The organism is Pseudomonas sp. MT92, assembly GCF_058792515.1.
Genome location: NZ_JBXAFA010000028.1, coordinates 13,904 through 31,518, shown reverse-complemented (window position 1 = coordinate 31,518; position 17,615 = coordinate 13,904). Strand labels below are relative to the sequence as shown.

The 17,615-nt window shown below is 60.3% G+C and carries 14 protein-coding genes; all 14 read left to right on the top strand.

The features are described 5' to 3' along the window. The first annotated feature begins 212 nt into the window (after positions 1-212). Positions 213-656, top strand: a complete 444-nt coding sequence (gene dksA, locus AC1Q6D_RS31850) for an RNA polymerase-binding protein DksA (RefSeq protein ID WP_103406704.1) — start codon at positions 213-215, stop codon at positions 654-656. Between the two features lie 192 nt (positions 657-848). Continuing rightward, entirely contained in the window at positions 849-1,745 is an 897-nt protein-coding gene (gene gluQRS, locus AC1Q6D_RS31845; RefSeq protein ID WP_103406705.1) for a tRNA glutamyl-Q(34) synthetase GluQRS, read from the top strand. A 77-nt stretch (positions 1,746-1,822) separates the two neighbouring features. Further along, entirely contained in the window at positions 1,823-1,999 is a 177-nt protein-coding gene (locus AC1Q6D_RS31840) for a hypothetical protein (protein ID WP_003176118.1), read from the top strand. Beyond that, on the top strand, positions 1,983-4,937 hold the full coding sequence (locus AC1Q6D_RS31835) for a sensor histidine kinase (protein ID WP_161793941.1): 2,955 nt from the start codon (positions 1,983-1,985) through the stop codon (positions 4,935-4,937). Before AC1Q6D_RS31840 ends, AC1Q6D_RS31835 begins: the two co-directional genes overlap by 17 nt. A gap of 22 nt (positions 4,938-4,959) precedes the next feature. Continuing rightward, complete coding sequence (locus AC1Q6D_RS31830) at positions 4,960-6,396, top strand: sigma-54-dependent transcriptional regulator (RefSeq protein WP_047533330.1); 1,437 nt, start codon at positions 4,960-4,962, stop codon at positions 6,394-6,396. A gap of 710 nt (positions 6,397-7,106) precedes the next feature. Further along, complete coding sequence (locus AC1Q6D_RS31825; protein ID WP_178083170.1) at positions 7,107-8,507, top strand: polynucleotide adenylyltransferase PcnB; 1,401 nt, start codon at positions 7,107-7,109, stop codon at positions 8,505-8,507. A gap of 3 nt (positions 8,508-8,510) precedes the next feature. Further along, a complete protein-coding gene (gene folK, locus AC1Q6D_RS31820) occupies positions 8,511-8,996 on the top strand; it encodes a 2-amino-4-hydroxy-6-hydroxymethyldihydropteridine diphosphokinase (protein WP_103406707.1) in 486 nt (161 codons plus the stop codon). 298 nt (positions 8,997-9,294) lie between these two features. After that, a complete protein-coding gene (panB, locus tag AC1Q6D_RS31815; protein WP_103406708.1) occupies positions 9,295-10,095 on the top strand; it encodes a 3-methyl-2-oxobutanoate hydroxymethyltransferase in 801 nt (266 codons plus the stop codon). Continuing rightward, positions 10,092-10,946 carry a pantoate--beta-alanine ligase gene (gene panC / locus AC1Q6D_RS31810; protein ID WP_103406709.1) on the top strand — a complete coding sequence of 285 codons (855 nt, stop codon included), beginning with the start codon at positions 10,092-10,094 and terminating at the stop codon, positions 10,944-10,946. Before panB ends, panC begins: the two co-directional genes overlap by 4 nt. A 210-nt stretch (positions 10,947-11,156) precedes the next feature. After that, the gene (gene panD, locus AC1Q6D_RS31805) at positions 11,157-11,537 is read left to right on the top strand and encodes an aspartate 1-decarboxylase (RefSeq protein ID WP_003228271.1); all 381 of its coding nucleotides are present in this window, start codon (positions 11,157-11,159) and stop codon (positions 11,535-11,537) included. A 246-nt stretch (positions 11,538-11,783) separates the two neighbouring features. Next, entirely contained in the window at positions 11,784-13,448 is a 1,665-nt protein-coding gene (gene pgi / locus AC1Q6D_RS31800; RefSeq protein ID WP_047533342.1) for a glucose-6-phosphate isomerase, read from the top strand. Positions 13,449-13,558: 110 nt separating this feature from the next. Next, positions 13,559-15,496, top strand: coding sequence for an acetate--CoA ligase (gene acs / locus AC1Q6D_RS31795; protein WP_103406801.1), 1,938 nt, complete (start codon positions 13,559-13,561; stop codon positions 15,494-15,496). A 50-nt stretch (positions 15,497-15,546) separates the two neighbouring features. Beyond that, entirely contained in the window at positions 15,547-16,419 is an 873-nt protein-coding gene (locus AC1Q6D_RS31790) for an oxygenase MpaB family protein (protein WP_103406800.1), read from the top strand. A gap of 117 nt (positions 16,420-16,536) precedes the next feature. Next, positions 16,537-17,553: a class I SAM-dependent rRNA methyltransferase gene (locus AC1Q6D_RS31785; RefSeq protein ID WP_103406799.1), complete on the top strand. Its 1,017-nt coding sequence runs from the start codon at positions 16,537-16,539 to the stop codon at positions 17,551-17,553. The last annotated feature ends 62 nt before the right edge of the window (positions 17,554-17,615 follow it).

Sequence of the window (17,615 nt, the reverse complement as noted above, 5' to 3'; positions counted from 1 at the left end):
GACTAAAATCATTACTTGAGCAGCGCTCCAGAACCACCAGACCGCGCTTTGCCGGCCTTTGCAAGCCCCACGGGCCGCAGGCTCGACATCCGGGAGTAGCGCGGTCTGATTTGATCTGGTAAGTTCGCCCGCTTGCAGCCGCAGGGCCGGCAGGTGTCGGTGATGGAGCAATCCTGCGCAGATGGATTACAAGAGTAGAGGCGGTCTATTTCATGTCCACCCAAGCAAAGCAACAAGCGAATCAGGCGATCAGCGGCTTCGAGCCCTATGTTCAGAAAGCTGGCGAAGAGTACATGGGCGAGCCCATGCGCAAGCACTTCACCAAGGTTCTGAATCAGTGGAAAAAAGAGCTGATGGAAGGTGTCGACAAGACTGTGGACCACATGAAGGACGAAGCAGCCAACTTCCCTGACCCGGCAGACCGTGCCAGCCAGGAAGAAGAGTTCGCTCTCGAACTTCGAGCCCGCGATCGTGAGCGCAAGTTGATCAAGAAAATCGACAAGACGCTTCAGTTGATCGAAGACGAAGAATACGGCTGGTGCGAAAAATGTGGCGTCGAAATTGGCGTCAAGCGACTGGAAGCCCGCCCTACCGCCGACATGTGTGTCGACTGCAAGACCCTGGCGGAAATCAAGGAAAAGCAAGTCGGCAAGTAATTGCGACTTGAACGAAAAACGGAGCGTGCGAACGCTCCGTTTTTGTTTCTGTACAGGAGCGAGCTTGCTCGCAATAGACGACAACGATAATGCGCGCCGCTTGACGACTCGCTGTGTGCAGACGTTTTTTCGCGAGCAAGCTCGCTCCTGCAGCTTGATATGCACCTCTCCCGACCAAATAACATCGCCCATATGACCGTCATCACCTCCCCCACCTACATCGGGCGCTTTGCCCCCACGCCCAGTGGCCACTTGCATTTCGGTTCGCTGGTCGCGGCGCTGGCCTCGTATCTCGATGCGCGCTCGGTCGGCGGCCGCTGGCTGATGCGCATGGAAGATCTCGACCCTCCCCGTGAAGAGCCAGGGGCTCAGGCAGCGATTCTCAAGGCGCTGGAGAGTTACGGGTTCGAGTGGGATGGCGAGATGGTCCGCCAGAGCGACCGCCACGATGCCTACGCCGAAGTACTCAATCGCCTGTTCAGTCAGGGCCTGGCCTACGCTTGCACCTGCTCGCGCAAACAATTGGAGCCCTACCACGGCATCTATCCGGGGCTGTGCCGCAATGCCGGGCACGGCACCGAAGATGCGGCGATTCGGATTCGCGTACCTGAACTGGACTACCACTTCATTGACCGGGTGCAGGGAGAATTCCACCAGCACCTGGGCCGGGACGTCGGTGACTTCGTGATTCGCCGGCGCGACGGGTTATACGCTTATCAACTGGCCGTGGTGCTGGACGATGCCTGGCAAGGCATTACCGATATCGTGCGTGGCGCCGACCTGCTCGACTCCACCCCGCGCCAGCTCTATCTGCAGGAGTTGCTCGGCCTGCGGCAACCGCGTTACCTGCACATCCCGCTGATCACCCAGCCCGATGGCAACAAACTGGGCAAATCCTATCGCTCGCCACCGCTCACCGCAGACCAGGCCACGCCGTTGCTGCTGCGTGCCTTGCGCGCACTCGGGCAGAACCCCGGCAACGAACTGGCTTACGCCACGCCACGGGAAGTGCTGAACTGGGGCATCGCCCACTGGGATGCCCTGCTGATCCCGCGCACACTGAGCCTGCCCGAGGCACAGCTACAGTGATCTTGCTTGCAGTGGCGCACCCATCCGTTACCATCGCCGCACGTTTTCGGGCACGCGCATAAAAAAGAGAGGCCGGGATGTACATCTATCGCTTGGTCCTGCTCCTGGTAGTGGGGATTTACCTGTTTTCCCCGGCCATCATGGATTGGTGGATCGACGCCACTGGCGCCTGGTACCGGCCTTATTTGCTCTGGCTGATCCTGATCGTCGTGACCTTCATCCTGCAGAGCCAAAAAGATGCCGATGAGCTTTAGCCTGACCCAGATGATCCTGATCAGTGCCGCATACCTGGCGGTGCTGTTCGGCGTGGCCTGGATCAGCGAACGGGGCATGATCCCGCGGGCGATCATTCGCCACCCGCTCACCTACACCCTGTCGCTGGGCGTCTATGCCAGTGCCTGGGCGTTTTACGGCACCGTGGGCCTGGCCTATCAGTACGGATATGGATTCCTGTCCAGCTACCTCGGGGTGTCCGGAGCGTTCCTGCTGGCGCCGGTGCTGCTCTATCCGATCCTGAAAATCACTCGCACCTATCAATTGTCGTCCCTGGCAGACCTGTTCGCGTTTCGCTTCCGCAGCACCTGGGCCGGCGCACTGACCACGATTTTCATGCTGATCGGCGTGCTGCCATTGCTGGCGTTGCAGATTCAGGCGGTAGCCGACTCCATCGGGATCCTCACTCGCGAACCGGTGCAACATCGCGTGGCCCTTAGTTTCTGCGCCCTGATCACCCTGTTCACGATTTTCTTCGGCTCCCGGCACATTGCCACTCGCGAGAAGCACGAAGGCCTGGTGTTCGCGATTGCCTTCGAATCGGTGATCAAGCTGATCGCCATCGGCGGCGTTGGTCTGTATGCGCTTTATGGCGTATTCGACGGTCCGCAACAGCTCGAACTGTGGCTGCTGCAAAACCAGACCGCCCTCGCCGCCTTGCATACACCGCTGCAGGAAGGCCCGTGGCGCACGCTACTGCTGGTGTTCTTCGCTTCGGCGATCGTGATGCCGCACATGTACCACATGACCTTCACCGAAAACCTCAACCCACGCTCGCTGGTCAGCGCGAGCTGGGGCCTGCCGCTGTTCCTGTTGCTGATGAGCCTGGCAGTACCGCTGATTCTCTGGGCCGGCCTGAAACTCGGCGCCACCACCAACCCGGAATACTTCACGCTGGGTATCGGCATCGCCGCCAACAGCAAGGCCCTGGCGCTGCTGGCCTATATCGGCGGATTGTCCGCCGCCAGCGGCCTGATCATCGTGACCACCCTGGCGCTGTCGGGGATGGCCCTGAACCATCTGGTATTGCCGCTGTACCAGCCTCCGGCCGAAGGCAACATCTACCGCTGGCTGAAATGGACGCGCCGGGCGCTGATCGTCGCGATCATCATGGCTGGCTATGGCTTCTACCTGCTGCTGGGCGCCGAACAAGACCTGGCCAACCTCGGCATCGTCGCCTTTGTGGCCACCTTGCAGTTCCTGCCGGGCGTACTGTCGGTCCTGTACTGGCCGACTGCCAACCGCCGCGGTTTCATCGCCGGGTTGCTGGCGGGGATTCTGGTATGGCTGGTGACCATGCTGCTGCCGCTGGTCGGCAACCTGCAGGGCTTCTACATTCCGCTGCTGAACATGATCTATGTGCTGGACGATACGAGCTGGCACATGGCCGCAATCGCCTCGCTGGCGGCCAACGTACTGATGTTCACCCTGATCTCGCTGTTCACCAACGCCAGCACAGAAGAGGCCAGCGCCGCCGAAGCCTGCGCCGTAGACAACGTGCGTCGCCCGCAGCGCCGTGAACTGCACGCCGCCTCGCCCCAGGAATTCGCCACGCAACTGGCCAAGCCATTGGGCGCCAAGGCCGCGCAGAAAGAGGTCGAGCAAGCCCTGCGTGACCTCTACCTGCCATTCGACGAGCGTCGGCCTTACGCCTTGCGCCGCTTGCGCGACCGGATCGAAGCCAACCTCTCGGGCCTGATGGGACCGAGCGTGGCCCAGGACATGGTCGAGACGTTCCTGCCTTATAAGGCGGGCGGTGAAAACTACGTCACCGAAGACATCCACTTCATCGAAAGCCGCCTCGAGGACTACCACTCTCGCCTGACCGGCCTGGCCGCCGAGCTCGATGCGCTGCGCCGCTATCACCGACAGACCCTGCAGGAATTGCCGATGGGCGTCTGCTCCCTGGCCAAGGACCAGGAAATCCTCATGTGGAACAAAGCCATGGAGGAGTTGACCGGGATCGCCGCGCAACGCGTGGTCGGTTCGCGCTTGAGCACCATTGCGGCCCCGTGGAAAGAACTGCTGCAGGGCTTCATCAACGTACCGGACGAACACTTGCACAAGCAGCATCTGGCCCTCGACGGCCAAACCCGCTGGCTGAACCTGCACAAGGCGGCGATCGACGAACCGCTCGCGCCGGGTAACAGTGGCCTGGTGTTACTGGTGGAAGACCTGACCGAAACCCAGATGCTCGAAGACAAACTGGTGCACTCGGAGCGCCTGGCCAGCATCGGTCGCCTCGCGGCTGGCGTGGCCCATGAAATCGGCAACCCGATCACCGGGATCGCCTGCCTGGCGCAGAACCTGCGCGAAGAGCGCGAAGAAGACGGCGAACTCAAGGAAATCAGTGGTCAGATCCTCGAACAGACCAAACGCGTATCGCGCATCGTCCAGTCGCTGATGAGCTTCGCCCATGCCGGCAGTCATCAGCACAGCGACGAACCCGTCTGTCTGGCCGAAGTTGCCCAGGACGCCATCGGCCTGCTGGCATTGAACCGACGCAATTTCGAAGTGCAGTTCTACAACCTGTGCGATCCGGACCACTGGGTCGAAGGCGACCCGCAGCGTCTGGCACAGGTGTTGATCAATCTGCTCTCAAACGCCCGCGACGCCTCGCCTCCGGGCAGCGCGGTGCGCGTCAAAAGCGAAGCCGGCGAGCACACGGTCGACCTGATCGTGGAAGACGAAGGCAGCGGAATACCTTCGAGCATCATGGACCGATTGTTCGAACCTTTCTTCACCACCAAGGACCCGGGTGAAGGTACCGGCCTGGGCCTTGCACTGGTCTATTCCATCGTTGAAGAGCATTATGGACAAATCACCATCGACAGCCCGGCTGATGTTCAGAGCCAACGCGGCACCCGTATCCGGGTGACATTACCGCGTCATGTCGAAGCGACGTCCGCTGTGAACTGAGACCGTCGAGAGTATCGAATCAATGCCGCACATTTTGATCGTCGAAGACGAAACGATTATCCGCTCCGCCTTGCGCCGCCTGCTGGAACGCAACCAGTACCAGGTCAGCGAAGCCGGTTCCGTGCAGGAAGCACAAGAACGCTTCACCATTCCCACGTTCGACCTGATCGTCAGTGACCTGCGCTTGCCTGGCGCACCGGGCACCGAGTTGATCAAACTCGGCCAGGGCACTCCGGTGCTGATCATGACCAGCTACGCCAGCCTGCGCTCGGCGGTCGACTCGATGAAGATGGGCGCGGTGGACTACATCGCCAAGCCTTTCGATCACGACGAAATGCTCCAGGCCGTCGCACGCATCCTGCGTGACCGGCAATCGACGCCTGCCAGCGGTGAACCGGTTGCCGGTAAAGTCGCCAACGGCGCGGCAAAACCGGGTACCGACAACAGCAACGGCGAAATCGGCATCATCGGCTCCTGCCCGCCGATGCAGGACCTGTATGGCAAGATCCGCAAAGTGGCGCCGACCGATTCCAATGTCCTGATCCAGGGCGAGTCCGGCACCGGTAAAGAGCTGGTGGCGCGCGCCCTGCACAACCTGTCGAAACGCGCCAAGGCGCCGATGATCTCGGTAAACTGCGCGGCCATTCCGGAAAGCCTGATCGAGTCCGAATTGTTCGGTCACGAAAAAGGTGCGTTCACCGGTGCGAGCGCCGGGCGTGCAGGCCTGGTGGAAGCGGCGGACGGCGGCACCCTGTTCCTCGATGAAATCGGCGAACTGCCACTTGAAGCACAGGCCCGCCTGCTGCGCGTACTGCAGGAAGGCGAAATTCGCCGGGTGGGCTCGGTACAGTCGCAGAAAGTCGATGTGCGCCTGATCGCCGCGACTCACCGCGACCTCAAGAGCCTGGCGAAAGTCGGCCAGTTCCGTGAAGACTTGTATTACCGCCTCCACGTGATCGCGCTGAAACTGCCGGCCCTGCGTGAGCGCGGTGCCGACGTCAACGAAATCGCCAATGCATTCCTGGCGCGGCAGAGCGCGCGGATCAACCGCACCGACCTGAAGTTTGCCCCGGATGCCGAGCAAGCCATTCGCCATTACTCATGGCCCGGTAACGTTCGAGAACTGGAAAACGCCGTCGAGCGCGCTGTCATCCTGAGCGAGAGCCCGGAAATATCCGCCGAGCTGCTGGGCATCGACATTGAGCTGAGTGATCTGGAAGACGACGAATTCATCGGCCTGGCACCGCAACAAGGCAACAGTGCCGCCAACAACAGCCACGAGCCGACCGAAGACCTGTCCCTGGAAGACTACTTCCAGCACTTCGTCCTTGAACATCAGGACCACATGACCGAAACCGAGCTGGCACGCAAACTCGGGGTAAGCCGCAAATGCCTGTGGGAACGCCGCCAGCGCCTGGGCATCCCACGGCGCAAGACCGGGGTTGCCAGCGAAAGCTGAACGCCACCTGTCTCATGTGCGGGTAACACATGATTTTGTGAAGAAACTGTTACCTCAGGTTTTTCACGTAACAGAAGCCGGGGCTTACGGTAACGAAGCCCCGGCTTTTTTTGGCCTTCAGCCACCCCACCAGTACAGGCAAGCCCTTGTTTTACTGGGGTTTGTAAAAGTTGGCACGCACCCTGCTATATGTTTGGTACAAGAACAATAACAAGCAATGCACAAGACAATAAAAATAAGACGAATCGACTCACGCACAATAAAAACAAGACGGCGAGAGGCGCAGCTAACTGATTCTTTTGGAGAGGCGTTGTATTTGGGGCTTGCCCCACGACCAGGCCGAGAACAACAAAAAACTGTCTTAAGACAGAGCCTGTACTGGTTGGATCGCAAGATCAACGCAACACAGCGACCAAAGCAATCCGTTTGCTCTTGGCTCCCGATTGGGAGGGTCATGAAGGAAAACTTCATGGCGAGGGCACTTAACAAAAACAAAAAGCCCGAAACCAATAATAAAAACAGAGCATGCAACTACTTCTTGGGGAGCTTCGGCTCCCCTTGTAGTTTCTGGCGTTCAGCCCAGACAACGACATCTCCTTCAAGCGCTTTTGCAGCTTCCTACACCATCCCCCGACTAAATGCTAGAATCCCGGCCCATCATGCGGTCATTCTTCGTTTTTGGCCGAACATTCCTTCAAACAGTGCATCCCATGCTGAAGAAGCTGTTCCAGTCATTCCGTACTCCCCTGCGTCGTACGCAACACATCCGCAGCACACCTGAAGTGCTCAACAGCGGCCAACACTCGCTGCAAAAGGCGCAATTCAGCCGTTATGCGGTGAATATCGTCGAACGCCTGCAGGGCGCCGGCTACCAGGCCTACCTGGTCGGCGGCTGTGTGCGCGACATGCTGCTAGGCATCACGCCGAAAGACTTCGATGTCGCCACCAGCGCCACCCCTGAACAGGTACGGGCCGAATTCCGCAATGCGCGGATCATCGGGCGTCGGTTCAAATTGGTGCACATCCACTTCGGCCGCGAAATCATCGAAGTCGCGACCTTCCGCGCCAATCACCCGCAAAACGACGAAGAGGAAGACAGCAATCAGTCCTCCCGCAACGAAAGCGGGCGCATCCTGCGCGACAACGTCTACGGCACCCTGGAAGAAGACGCACAACGCCGCGACTTCACCATCAATGCCCTTTACTACGATCCGGTCAGCGAGCGCATCCTCGACTACGCCAATGGCGTACATGACATTCGCAATCATCTGATCCGCCTGATCGGCGATCCGAAGCAACGCTACCAGGAAGACCCGGTGCGCATGCTGCGGGCCGTGCGTTTCGCCGCCAAATTGAATTTCGGCATCGAAAAGCACAGCGCCCTGCCCATCCGCGACCTGGCACCGATGCTGCGCGAAATTCCGTCAGCCCGCCTGTTCGAAGAAGTGCTGAAGCTGTTCCTCTCCGGCCATGCGGCGGACACCTTCGAGATGCTGGTCGACCTGCAATTGTTCGACCCCCTGTTCCCGGCCAGTGCCGAAGCGCTGGAATACAATCCGACCTACACCCACACATTGATCAGCGAAGCGCTGATCAATACTGATCTGCGCATCAAGCAGAACAAACCGGTGACGCCGGCGTTCCTGTTTGCCGCGCTGCTCTGGCCTGCGCTGCCTGCGCGCGTGTTGCGCCTGCAGGAACGTGGCATGCCGCCAATTCCGGCGATGCAGGAAGCGGCGCACGAGTTGATTGCCGAACAATGCCAGCGCATCGCCATTCCAAAACGCTTCACCATGCCGATCCGAGAGATCTGGGACATGCAGGAGCGTCTGCCCCGTCGCAGCGGTAAACGTGCCGACCTGCTGCTGGACAACCCACGATTCCGTGCCGGTTACGACTTCCTGCTGCTGCGCGAAAGCGCGGGCGAGCAGACTGATGGCCTGGGCGAATGGTGGACGGATTATCAGGATGCCAATGAAAGCGAGCGTCGCGACATGATCCGCGACCTCAGCGGCAAGGATGACGGCACCGGCGCACCGCGCAAGCGTCGCCGCAGTGGTGGCTCCAAGCGCAAGCGCGCCGCGGGCGCCTCGAGCAACACGGGCGAATAATCCATGGAACGCATCTACATCGGCATGGGCAGCAATCTGGCGGCCCCCGCCGAACAGTTGCGCAGTGCCGTCGCCGCACTGGCCCGGCTGCCGCGATCGGTACTGGTCGGTGTTTCCGGGTTTTATCAAAGCGACTCGCTGCTTCCTGGACAACCGCGCTACACCAACGCGGTTGCCGCCCTCGACAGCGCCCTGACACCGCTGGAGCTGCTGGATGCGCTGCAAGCCATCGAGAACGAGCAGGGCCGCGAACGCCTTGAACGCTGGGGGCCACGCACCCTGGATCTCGATATCGTGCTGTTCGGTGATCGGCTGATCGATGAGCCACGCCTGAAGGTGCCGCACTACCATATGCAGGAACGAGCCTTTGTCCTGTATCCGCTGGCGGAGTTGGCGCCAGCCGATCTGCGTTTGGCCGATGGCCGCTTCCTCAGCGAACTGCTCGCCGCATGCCCGTTCGTCGGCCTGGAACGGCTGTCCCCAAATTGACCCCAATACCCCTGTGAGAGCGAGCCCGTTCCTACATTGGTGCAGTGTCAGTCCTACAGAACTTGCTGAATCGCATCAGTAACCCCGGTAACACCCCAGACGTAACAAGGCGGTAACACACCCAATTGACTTCCCGAGTTCTCCTCACGACTATAGGCGTCCCGTTGCCGTCAACACGGCGTTGAAGGGCGCAATCCAGGCCTTACAAGCACGACAAAAGAACGTGCGCCTGTATTTAACGAAGAATCACGCGCGTTACTCGCAGTAGTTTCCACAGCGCCTGAATGAGGAACTTTTCATGCCAGCCATCACCCTGACCACGCTGCAAGGTCTCAAGCAAAAAGGTGAAAAAATCACCATGCTGACCTGCTATGACGCGACCTTCGCCCACGCCTGCAATCAGGCTGGCGTTGAAGTTTTGCTGGTGGGCGACTCCCTCGGCATGGTTTTGCAAGGTCACGACAGCACCCTGCCGGTCACGACCGCCGAAATGGCTTACCACGTGGCCGCGGTCAAACGCGGTAACACCGATGCGTTGATCCTCGCCGACCTGCCATTCATGGCTTATGCCACCACCGAACAGGCCATGACCAACAGCGCCCTGTTGATGCAGGCTGGCGCGCACATGGTCAAAGTCGAAGGCGCGTTGTGGTTGGCGGATTCGATCCGTCTGCTCGCCGAACGCGGCATCCCGGTGTGCGCGCACATGGGCCTGACGCCACAATCGGTGAACATCCTCGGCGGCTACAAAGTCCAGGGCCGTAACGAAAACCAGGCGCGGCAGATGCGTGCCGATGCGATTTCGCTGGAACAGGCCGGCGCGGCAATGCTGCTGCTCGAGTGCGTTCCCAGCGAACTGGCCGAGGAAATCACCCAAGCGGTAAAGATTCCGGTAATCGGCATCGGCGCCGGCAATCGCACCGACGGTCAGGTACTGGTCCTGCACGACATGCTGGGCCTGTCCATGACCGGCCGCGTCCCCAAATTCGTGAAGAACTTCATGGCCGGCCAGGAGAGCATCCACGCAGCCTTGAGTGCCTACGTCACTGAAGTCAAAGCAGCAACTTTCCCCGGCATCGAACACGGATTCTCTGCATGAACACCGTAAAAACCGTACGCGAACTGCGAGCCGCCGTGGCTCGCGCCCGCAGCGAAGGCAAACGCATCGCTTTCGTGCCGACCATGGGCAACCTGCACAGTGGTCATATCGCACTGGTGACCAAAGCCTCGCAACGAGCGGATTTCGTGGTCGCGAGCATTTTCGTCAACCCGTTGCAGTTCGGTGCCGGCGAAGACCTCGACAAGTACCCGCGCACCCTCGCCGCCGATCAGGAGAAACTGCTCCAGGCCGGCTGCCACTTGCTGTTCGCACCCACCGTTGAAGAGATGTATCCCGACGGCATGGCGGGCCAGACCCGCGTCAGCGTCCCACAACTGTCCGAAGGGCTGTGCGGCGCCAGCCGTCCGGGGCATTTCGAGGGCGTGGCGACAGTGGTCAGCAAGCTGTTCAACATGGTCCAGCCGGACCTGGCGATCTTCGGCCAGAAAGACTTCCAGCAACTGGCGGTGATTCGTGCACTGGTTCACGACCTCAACATGCCGATCCAGATCATTGGCGAACCGACCGTTCGCGCCGCCGACGGCCTGGCCCTGTCGTCGCGCAACGGTTTCCTCAACGAAGACCAGCGGGCCGTTGCGCCGGTGGTGTATCGCACGCTGAGCGAGATTGCCGAGTCGATCAAGCAGGGTGAACGCGATTATCCGGCCCTGATCCGCGCACAACTGCAAAAGCTCGAAGCGGCAGGCCTGCGTCCGGATTACCTGGAAATTCGCCATGCGTTGACCTTGCGGCCGGCAATGCCCGAAGACCGCGACCTGGTGATTCTGGTCGCAGCATTCCTGGGCACGACGCGGTTGATCGACAACCTGCACCTGAATCTCGACGCATAATTCCGAGCACCTCCATTCCTGTGGGAGCGAGCTTGCTCGCGATAACGGACTGACATTCAACAGCTGTGTTGGCTGACCGTCAGGCATCGCGAGCAGGCCCCCTCCCACAGAGTTTCCGACTGCTCCGTCAATTGAATTCCAAGCTGTATTGTCGCCCCCAACGCCATCGGGCAAACTGCCCGCCGTTCGATTCCGACCCGGGAAACACTCATGCACGCCATCATGCTCAAAGCCAAGCTGCACCGCGCCGAAGTCACCCATGCCGTACTCGATTACGAAGGCTCCTGCGCCATCGACGGCGAATGGCTGGATTTGTCCGGCATTCGTGAGTACGAACAGATCCAGATTTACAACGTCGATAACGGCGAGCGCTTCACCACCTACGCCATCCGTGGCGAAGAAGGTTCGCGCATGATCTCGGTTAACGGTGCCGCCGCGCACAAGGCCAAGGTCGGCGATCGCGTGATCATCTGCGCTTACGCCCATTACAGCGAAGCCGAATTGCTTAATTTCAAGCCGCGCATGCTCTACATGGCGCCAGGCAATGAACTGAGCCACACCAGCAATGCCATTCCGGTTCAGGTCGCCTGATCGAACCCGCCATACTCCACCCCGGCCCCCTCTCTATTGTCCTCGCCTGCCGTACCGGTATAAAAAAGTACCGGTCGCAGGTCAGACAAAGCCAAGACAGATCAACCGGCGAGGTTTACTGTTACCGGTCTGCGCTATTTAATCGTGTGCACGCAGGCTGACCGGACTTCGTCCACAATGTGGCCGAGACATTCCGGGACTTTCAGTGTCATAAAAGCCGTTCAAGTAAAAAGGAAACCCGCAGCGATGGCGTACTACCGCACCCCTCATGACGTTACCGCTCTGCCTGCCTGGCAAGCGTTGAATGACCACCGCCAGGCCATGCAGGATTTCAGCATGCGCGAGGCCTTCAATGCCGACCCGCAGCGCTTTACCCAATTCACCCTCAGCAGCTGCGGCCTGTTTCTCGATTATTCGAAAAACCTGATCAACGCCGAGACCCGCAAGCTGCTGGTTGGCCTGGCCAACGAAGTCGACCTCAAGGGCGCGATCAAGTCGCTGTTCGACGGCGAAATCGTCAATGCCTCCGAAGGCCGCCCTGCCCTGCACACCGCCCTGCGTCGCCCGGTTGGCGACAAGCTGTCGGTCAACGGCGTCAACGTGATGCCGGAAGTGCACAAGGTGCTGAACCAGATCACTGACCTCGTGGGCCGCATCCACGACGGTCTGTGGCGCGGTTACACCGAAAAACCGATCACCGATGTGGTGAACATCGGCATCGGTGGCTCGTTCCTCGGCCCTGAACTGGTGTCAGAGGCGCTGCTGGCCTACGCCCAGAAAGGCGTGCGTTGCCACTACCTCGCAAACATCGACGGCAGCGAGTTCCACGAACTGGCCATGAAATTGCGTGCCGAGACCACGCTGTTCATCGTCTCGTCGAAATCCTTCAACACCCTCGAAACCCTGAAAAATGCCCAGGCCGCCCGCGCCTGGTACCTGGCCCAGGGTGGTTCGGAAGCCGAGCTGCATCGTCACTTCATCGCGGTTTCAAGCAACAACGCTGCCGCCGTGGCCTTCGGTATCCGCGAAGAGAACATCTTCCCGATGTGGGACTGGGTGGGCGGGCGTTACTCGCTGTGGTCGGCCATTGGTCTGCCGATTGCCTTGGCCATCGGCATGTCGAACTTCAAGGAACTGCTGTCCGGTGCCTACACCATGGACCAGCACTTCCTGACCGCGCCGTTCGAACAGAACATGCCCGTGCTGCTGGCCTTGCTCGGCGTGTGGTATGGCAATTTCTGGGGTGCCCAGAGCCACGCGATCCTGCCGTACGACCACTACCTGCGTAATATCACCAAGCACTTGCAACAGCTGGACATGGAATCCAACGGCAAGAGCGTGCGTCAGGACGGCACCGCCGTTTCGACCGATACCGGGCCGGTGATCTGGGGCGGCGTGGGTTGCAACGGTCAGCACGCTTACCACCAGTTGCTGCACCAGGGCACCCAATTGATTCCGGCCGACTTCATTGTGCCGATCGTCAGCTTCAACCCGGTGGCCGACCACCACCAGTGGCTGTACGCCAACTGCCTGTCGCAAAGCCAGGCGCTGATGCTCGGCAAAACCCTCGCCGAGGCGCAAGCCGAGCTGCGTGACAAGGGCATGAGCGAAGCCGAAGTGCAACGACTCGCGCCACACAAAGTGATCCCGGGCAACCGTCCGAGCAACACCCTGGTGGTCGAGCGCATCAGCCCGCGCCGCCTCGGCGCACTGGTGGCGATGTACGAGCACAAGGTCTTTGTACAAAGCGTGATCTGGGGCATCAACGCCTTCGACCAGTGGGGCGTGGAGCTGGGCAAGGAGTTGGGCAAGGGCGTCTACAACCGTCTGGTGGGCAGCGAAGAAGCGCCGGCTGACGACGCGTCCACACAAGGCTTGATCAACTACTTCCGTGGTCGTCACCGCGGCTGATTTGACGCTAATCCTGCGTGTGGTACTAACCTTGTAGGAGCTGGCTTGCCAGCTTCTACGAGGGTCGCGCAGCTCCCCTCTTGTCGCAAAAACAAGAATGAGGAACCGTCATGTTCGATATCAGCACGTTTCCCAAAGCCGATGCCGTCCGCCGGGCTGCACAGTTGAGTCAGGACGACTACCATCGCCTGTACCGCGAATCCATTGAACACCCCAGTACCTTCTGGGCCGAACAGGCCAACCGTTTTCTCGACTGGAGCGCACCCTGGCAGACCGTCCAGCGCTATGACCTGAAAACCGGTGAGGCCAGTTGGTTTGCCGGCGGCCAGTTGAACGTCAGTTACAACTGCATCGACCGTCACCTGGAAAAGCGTGGCGATCAAACCGCGATCATCTGGGAAGGCGACGATCCCGCCGAATCCACACAGATCACCTACAGAAAACTGCATCACAACGTCTGTCGCCTGGCCAACGTGCTCAAAAGCCGTGGCGTGAAAAAAGGCGACCGGGTGTGCATCTACATGCCAATGATTCCCGAAGCGGCGTTCGCCATGCTCGCCTGCACGCGCATCGGCGCGGTGCACTCCGTCGTGTTCGGCGGTTTCTCCCCCGATTCATTGCGCGACCGGATTCTCGACGCCGACTGCCGCACCGTGATCACCGCCGATGAAGGCGTGCGCGGCGGCAAGTTCGTGCCACTCAAACAGAATGTCGACAAGGCGCTGCAAAGTTGCCCTGGCGTCAGCACAGTGATCGTGGTCGAGCGCACACAGAATCAGGTGAACTGGGTCGAAGGCCGGGATATCTGGTACCACCAGGCGTTGCGCGATGTCACGGACGACTGCCCACCCGAACCGATGGACGCCGAAGATCCACTGTTCATCCTCTACACCTCCGGCAGCACCGGCAAACCCAAGGGGGTGTTGCACACCACCGGTGGGTATCTGCTGCAGGCAGCGATGACCTTCAAATACGTGCTGGACTACCGCGATGGCGAAGTCTTCTGGTGCACCGCCGATGTCGGCTGGGTGACCGGGCACAGCTACATCGTCTATGGCCCGCTGGCCAATGGCGCGACCACACTGATATTCGAAGGCGTGCCGAGCTACCCGAGCACTTCGCGCTTCTGGCAAGTGATCGATAAACACAAGGTCAACATCTTCTACACCGCCCCAACGGCCCTGCGCGCACTGATGCGTGAAGGCGCCGGGCCGTTGCAGGACACTTCGCGGGCAAGCCTCAGACTGCTGGGCAGCGTCGGTGAGCCGATCAACCCGGAAGCGTGGGAGTGGTACTTCAATGTTGTCGGCGAACAGCGCTGTCCGATCGTCGACACCTGGTGGCAGACCGAAACCGGCGGCATCATGCTCAGCCCCTTGGTCAGCGCGCAACGGATCAAACCCGGCTGCGCCACACAACCGATGTTCGGCGTGCAACCGGTGTTGCTCGACGAGCACGGCAAGGAAATCAAAGGCGCCGGTAGCGGCGTGCTGGCCATAAAATCAAGTTGGCCAGCGCAGATCCGCAGCGTCTACCGCGACCCGCAACGAATGGTCGACACCTACTTCAAGCCCTACCCCGGCTATTACTTCACCGGTGACGGCGCACGCCGCGACGAAGATGGCGACTATTGGATTACCGGGCGAATTGACGACGTGATCAACGTTTCCGGGCATCGTATCGGCACCGCCGAGGTGGAAAGCGCGTTGGTGCTGCACGACAGCATTGCCGAGGCCGCGGTGGTCGGTTATCCCCATGACGTCAAGGGCCAAGGCATCTATGCCTTCGTCACCCCCATGGACGGCATTACGCCTGACGAAGAACTGAGAAAGGAATTACTGGCCCATGTCAGCAAGGAAATCGGCAGCTTCGCCAAACCGGACCTGATCCAGTGGGCGCCAGCCTTGCCGAAAACCCGTTCGGGCAAGATCATGCGGCGTATCCTGCGCAAGATCGCCTGCAACGAACTGGACAGCCTAGGGGATACCTCGACACTGGCCGACCCAAGCGTAGTGCAGGGCTTGATCGACAAACGCCTGAACCCATAACGAACCTTTGTAGGAGCAAGCTCGCTCCTGCAGAAACTTACTGAGCCCCCATGGAATTCATCCGCAGCCGTATCGAAAGCCAAATCATGAGCCTGACCGGCTTGTCCCTGGGCAAACTTGATCTGGAAAACCCCAAAGGCGATCCGGGCCTGTTCGGGCCTGACTCGGTGAGTTGGCAGGTTCACGGCGACTTCAGCAGCATGCTCATCGGCGGTATCAGCGCCCTGATGCTGCAAGCCCTGCATCCGCTGGCGCTGGCCGGTGTCTGGGACCATTCGAATTTTCGCGAGGACATGCTCGGTCGCCTGCGCCGCACGGGGCAGTTCATTTCCGGCACCACCTTCGGTTCGCGACAGGACGCCGACTGGCTGATCGAGAAAGTCCGCACCATTCATCTGCAAGTGACCGGCACGGCGCCCGATGGTCGCCCCTATGCCGCCAGCGACCCCGACCTGCTGACCTGGGTGCATGTGGCCGAGGTCAGCAACTTCCTCGCTGCGCACCTGCGCTATCGCAACCCGCACCTTTCTCCGACCGATCAGGATCGCTACTACGCAGAAATCGCCCTGGTCGCCGAACGTCTTGGGGCCCGCGATGTGCCCCGTTCCCGACGCGAAGTTGCCGACTACCTTGAACGCATTCGCCCGCAACTGCTGTGCGACGAACGCAGTCGTGAAGTGTTGCGGCTGCTGTTGAACGCCCCCTCTCCCAGCCGTTTGGCCAAGCCTTTCGGGGGGATGATGATGCAGGCCGGGATCGATCTGCTACCGGACTGGGCCAGTGACCTGCTCGGCGTCAGCCAGAGCCCGTTGCAACGCAAGCTGATCCGCGCCAGCGTCAATCGCAGCGCACCGATGCTGCGCTGGGCGGTGCGTAATGGCTCGGTGCAGCGTGCCAAACGGCGCATGGGGTTATTGACCTGATGCTCAGAGCTGCAAGCCGCAAACTTGAAGCTTGAAGCTTGAAGCTTGAAGCTTGAAGCTTCAATCTCAGTAACTGCTAAACTCCCGCGCCAAATTCCCTCCTGCAAGGCGCCCAGCATGTCTTCCTTGAATCAGGCGCTGCGCGCCGCCCTTGAATATCGCCAGGACCTGTTGGCCGAACTGCACCAGCAAGGCACCGACTGCTATCGCCTGTTCCATGGCAGCCAGGAAGGCGCCGGGGGCCTGACGATTGACCGCTACGGCCCGCAACTGTTGGTGCAAAGCTTCCACCAGTCGCTGGAACGCGAGGCACTGCTGCAACTGCATGAAATCGTCAACCGGCATCTGGGCCTCGACTTGCTGCTGGTCTACAACGACCGCTCCCGTGGCAACTCGCGTATCGATCGCGAAGACACCGTCTACCGCGCCGACGAAGCGGCCCTGCAAGATCTGGTCGGCCACGAGTGGGGGCTCAATTACCGCGTCCGCGGACGCCACGCCGGGCAAGACCCTTTGCTGTTCCTCGACCTGCGCAACACGCGCGGCTGGGTCAAGGACCACAGCAAAAACAAAAGTGTGCTGAACCTGTTCGCCTACACCTGCGGGGTCGGCCTCAGTGCCGCGGCCGGTGGCGCCAGCGAGGTGTGCAACCTGGACTTCGCCGAAGGCAATCTGGCAGTCGGTCGTGAAAATGGCCTGCTCAACCCGCAATTGCCGACCATGACGTTCATTCAGTCCGATTACTTCCCGGCCATCCGCCAATTGGCCGGCCTGCCGATCAGCCAGCGACGCGGGCAGAAACTGCCAAGCTATCAGCGCCTGGAACAGCGCCAATATGATCTGGTACTGCTCGATCCACCAGCCTGGGCCAAGAGTGCTTTCGGCACCGTCGACCTGCTGCGCGACTACCAGAGCCTGCTCAAGCCCGCCCTGTTGACCACCGCCGACAATGGCGTGCTGATCTGCTGCAACAACCTGGCAAAAGTCAGCATGGACGACTGGCGTGAACAGGTTTTACGTTGCGCCGAGAAAGCCGGGCGGCCGGTGCGTGAGTGGACGGTGATGAAGCCCGGGGCCGATTTCCCGTCGATGGATCATCAACCGCCACTGAAAACTCTGATCCTGCAGCTTTGATCCGTGTCAGACAAATCTGAAAAATCCTGAGCAGGCTGTTTGCTTCGGAACCGGAATCGCGT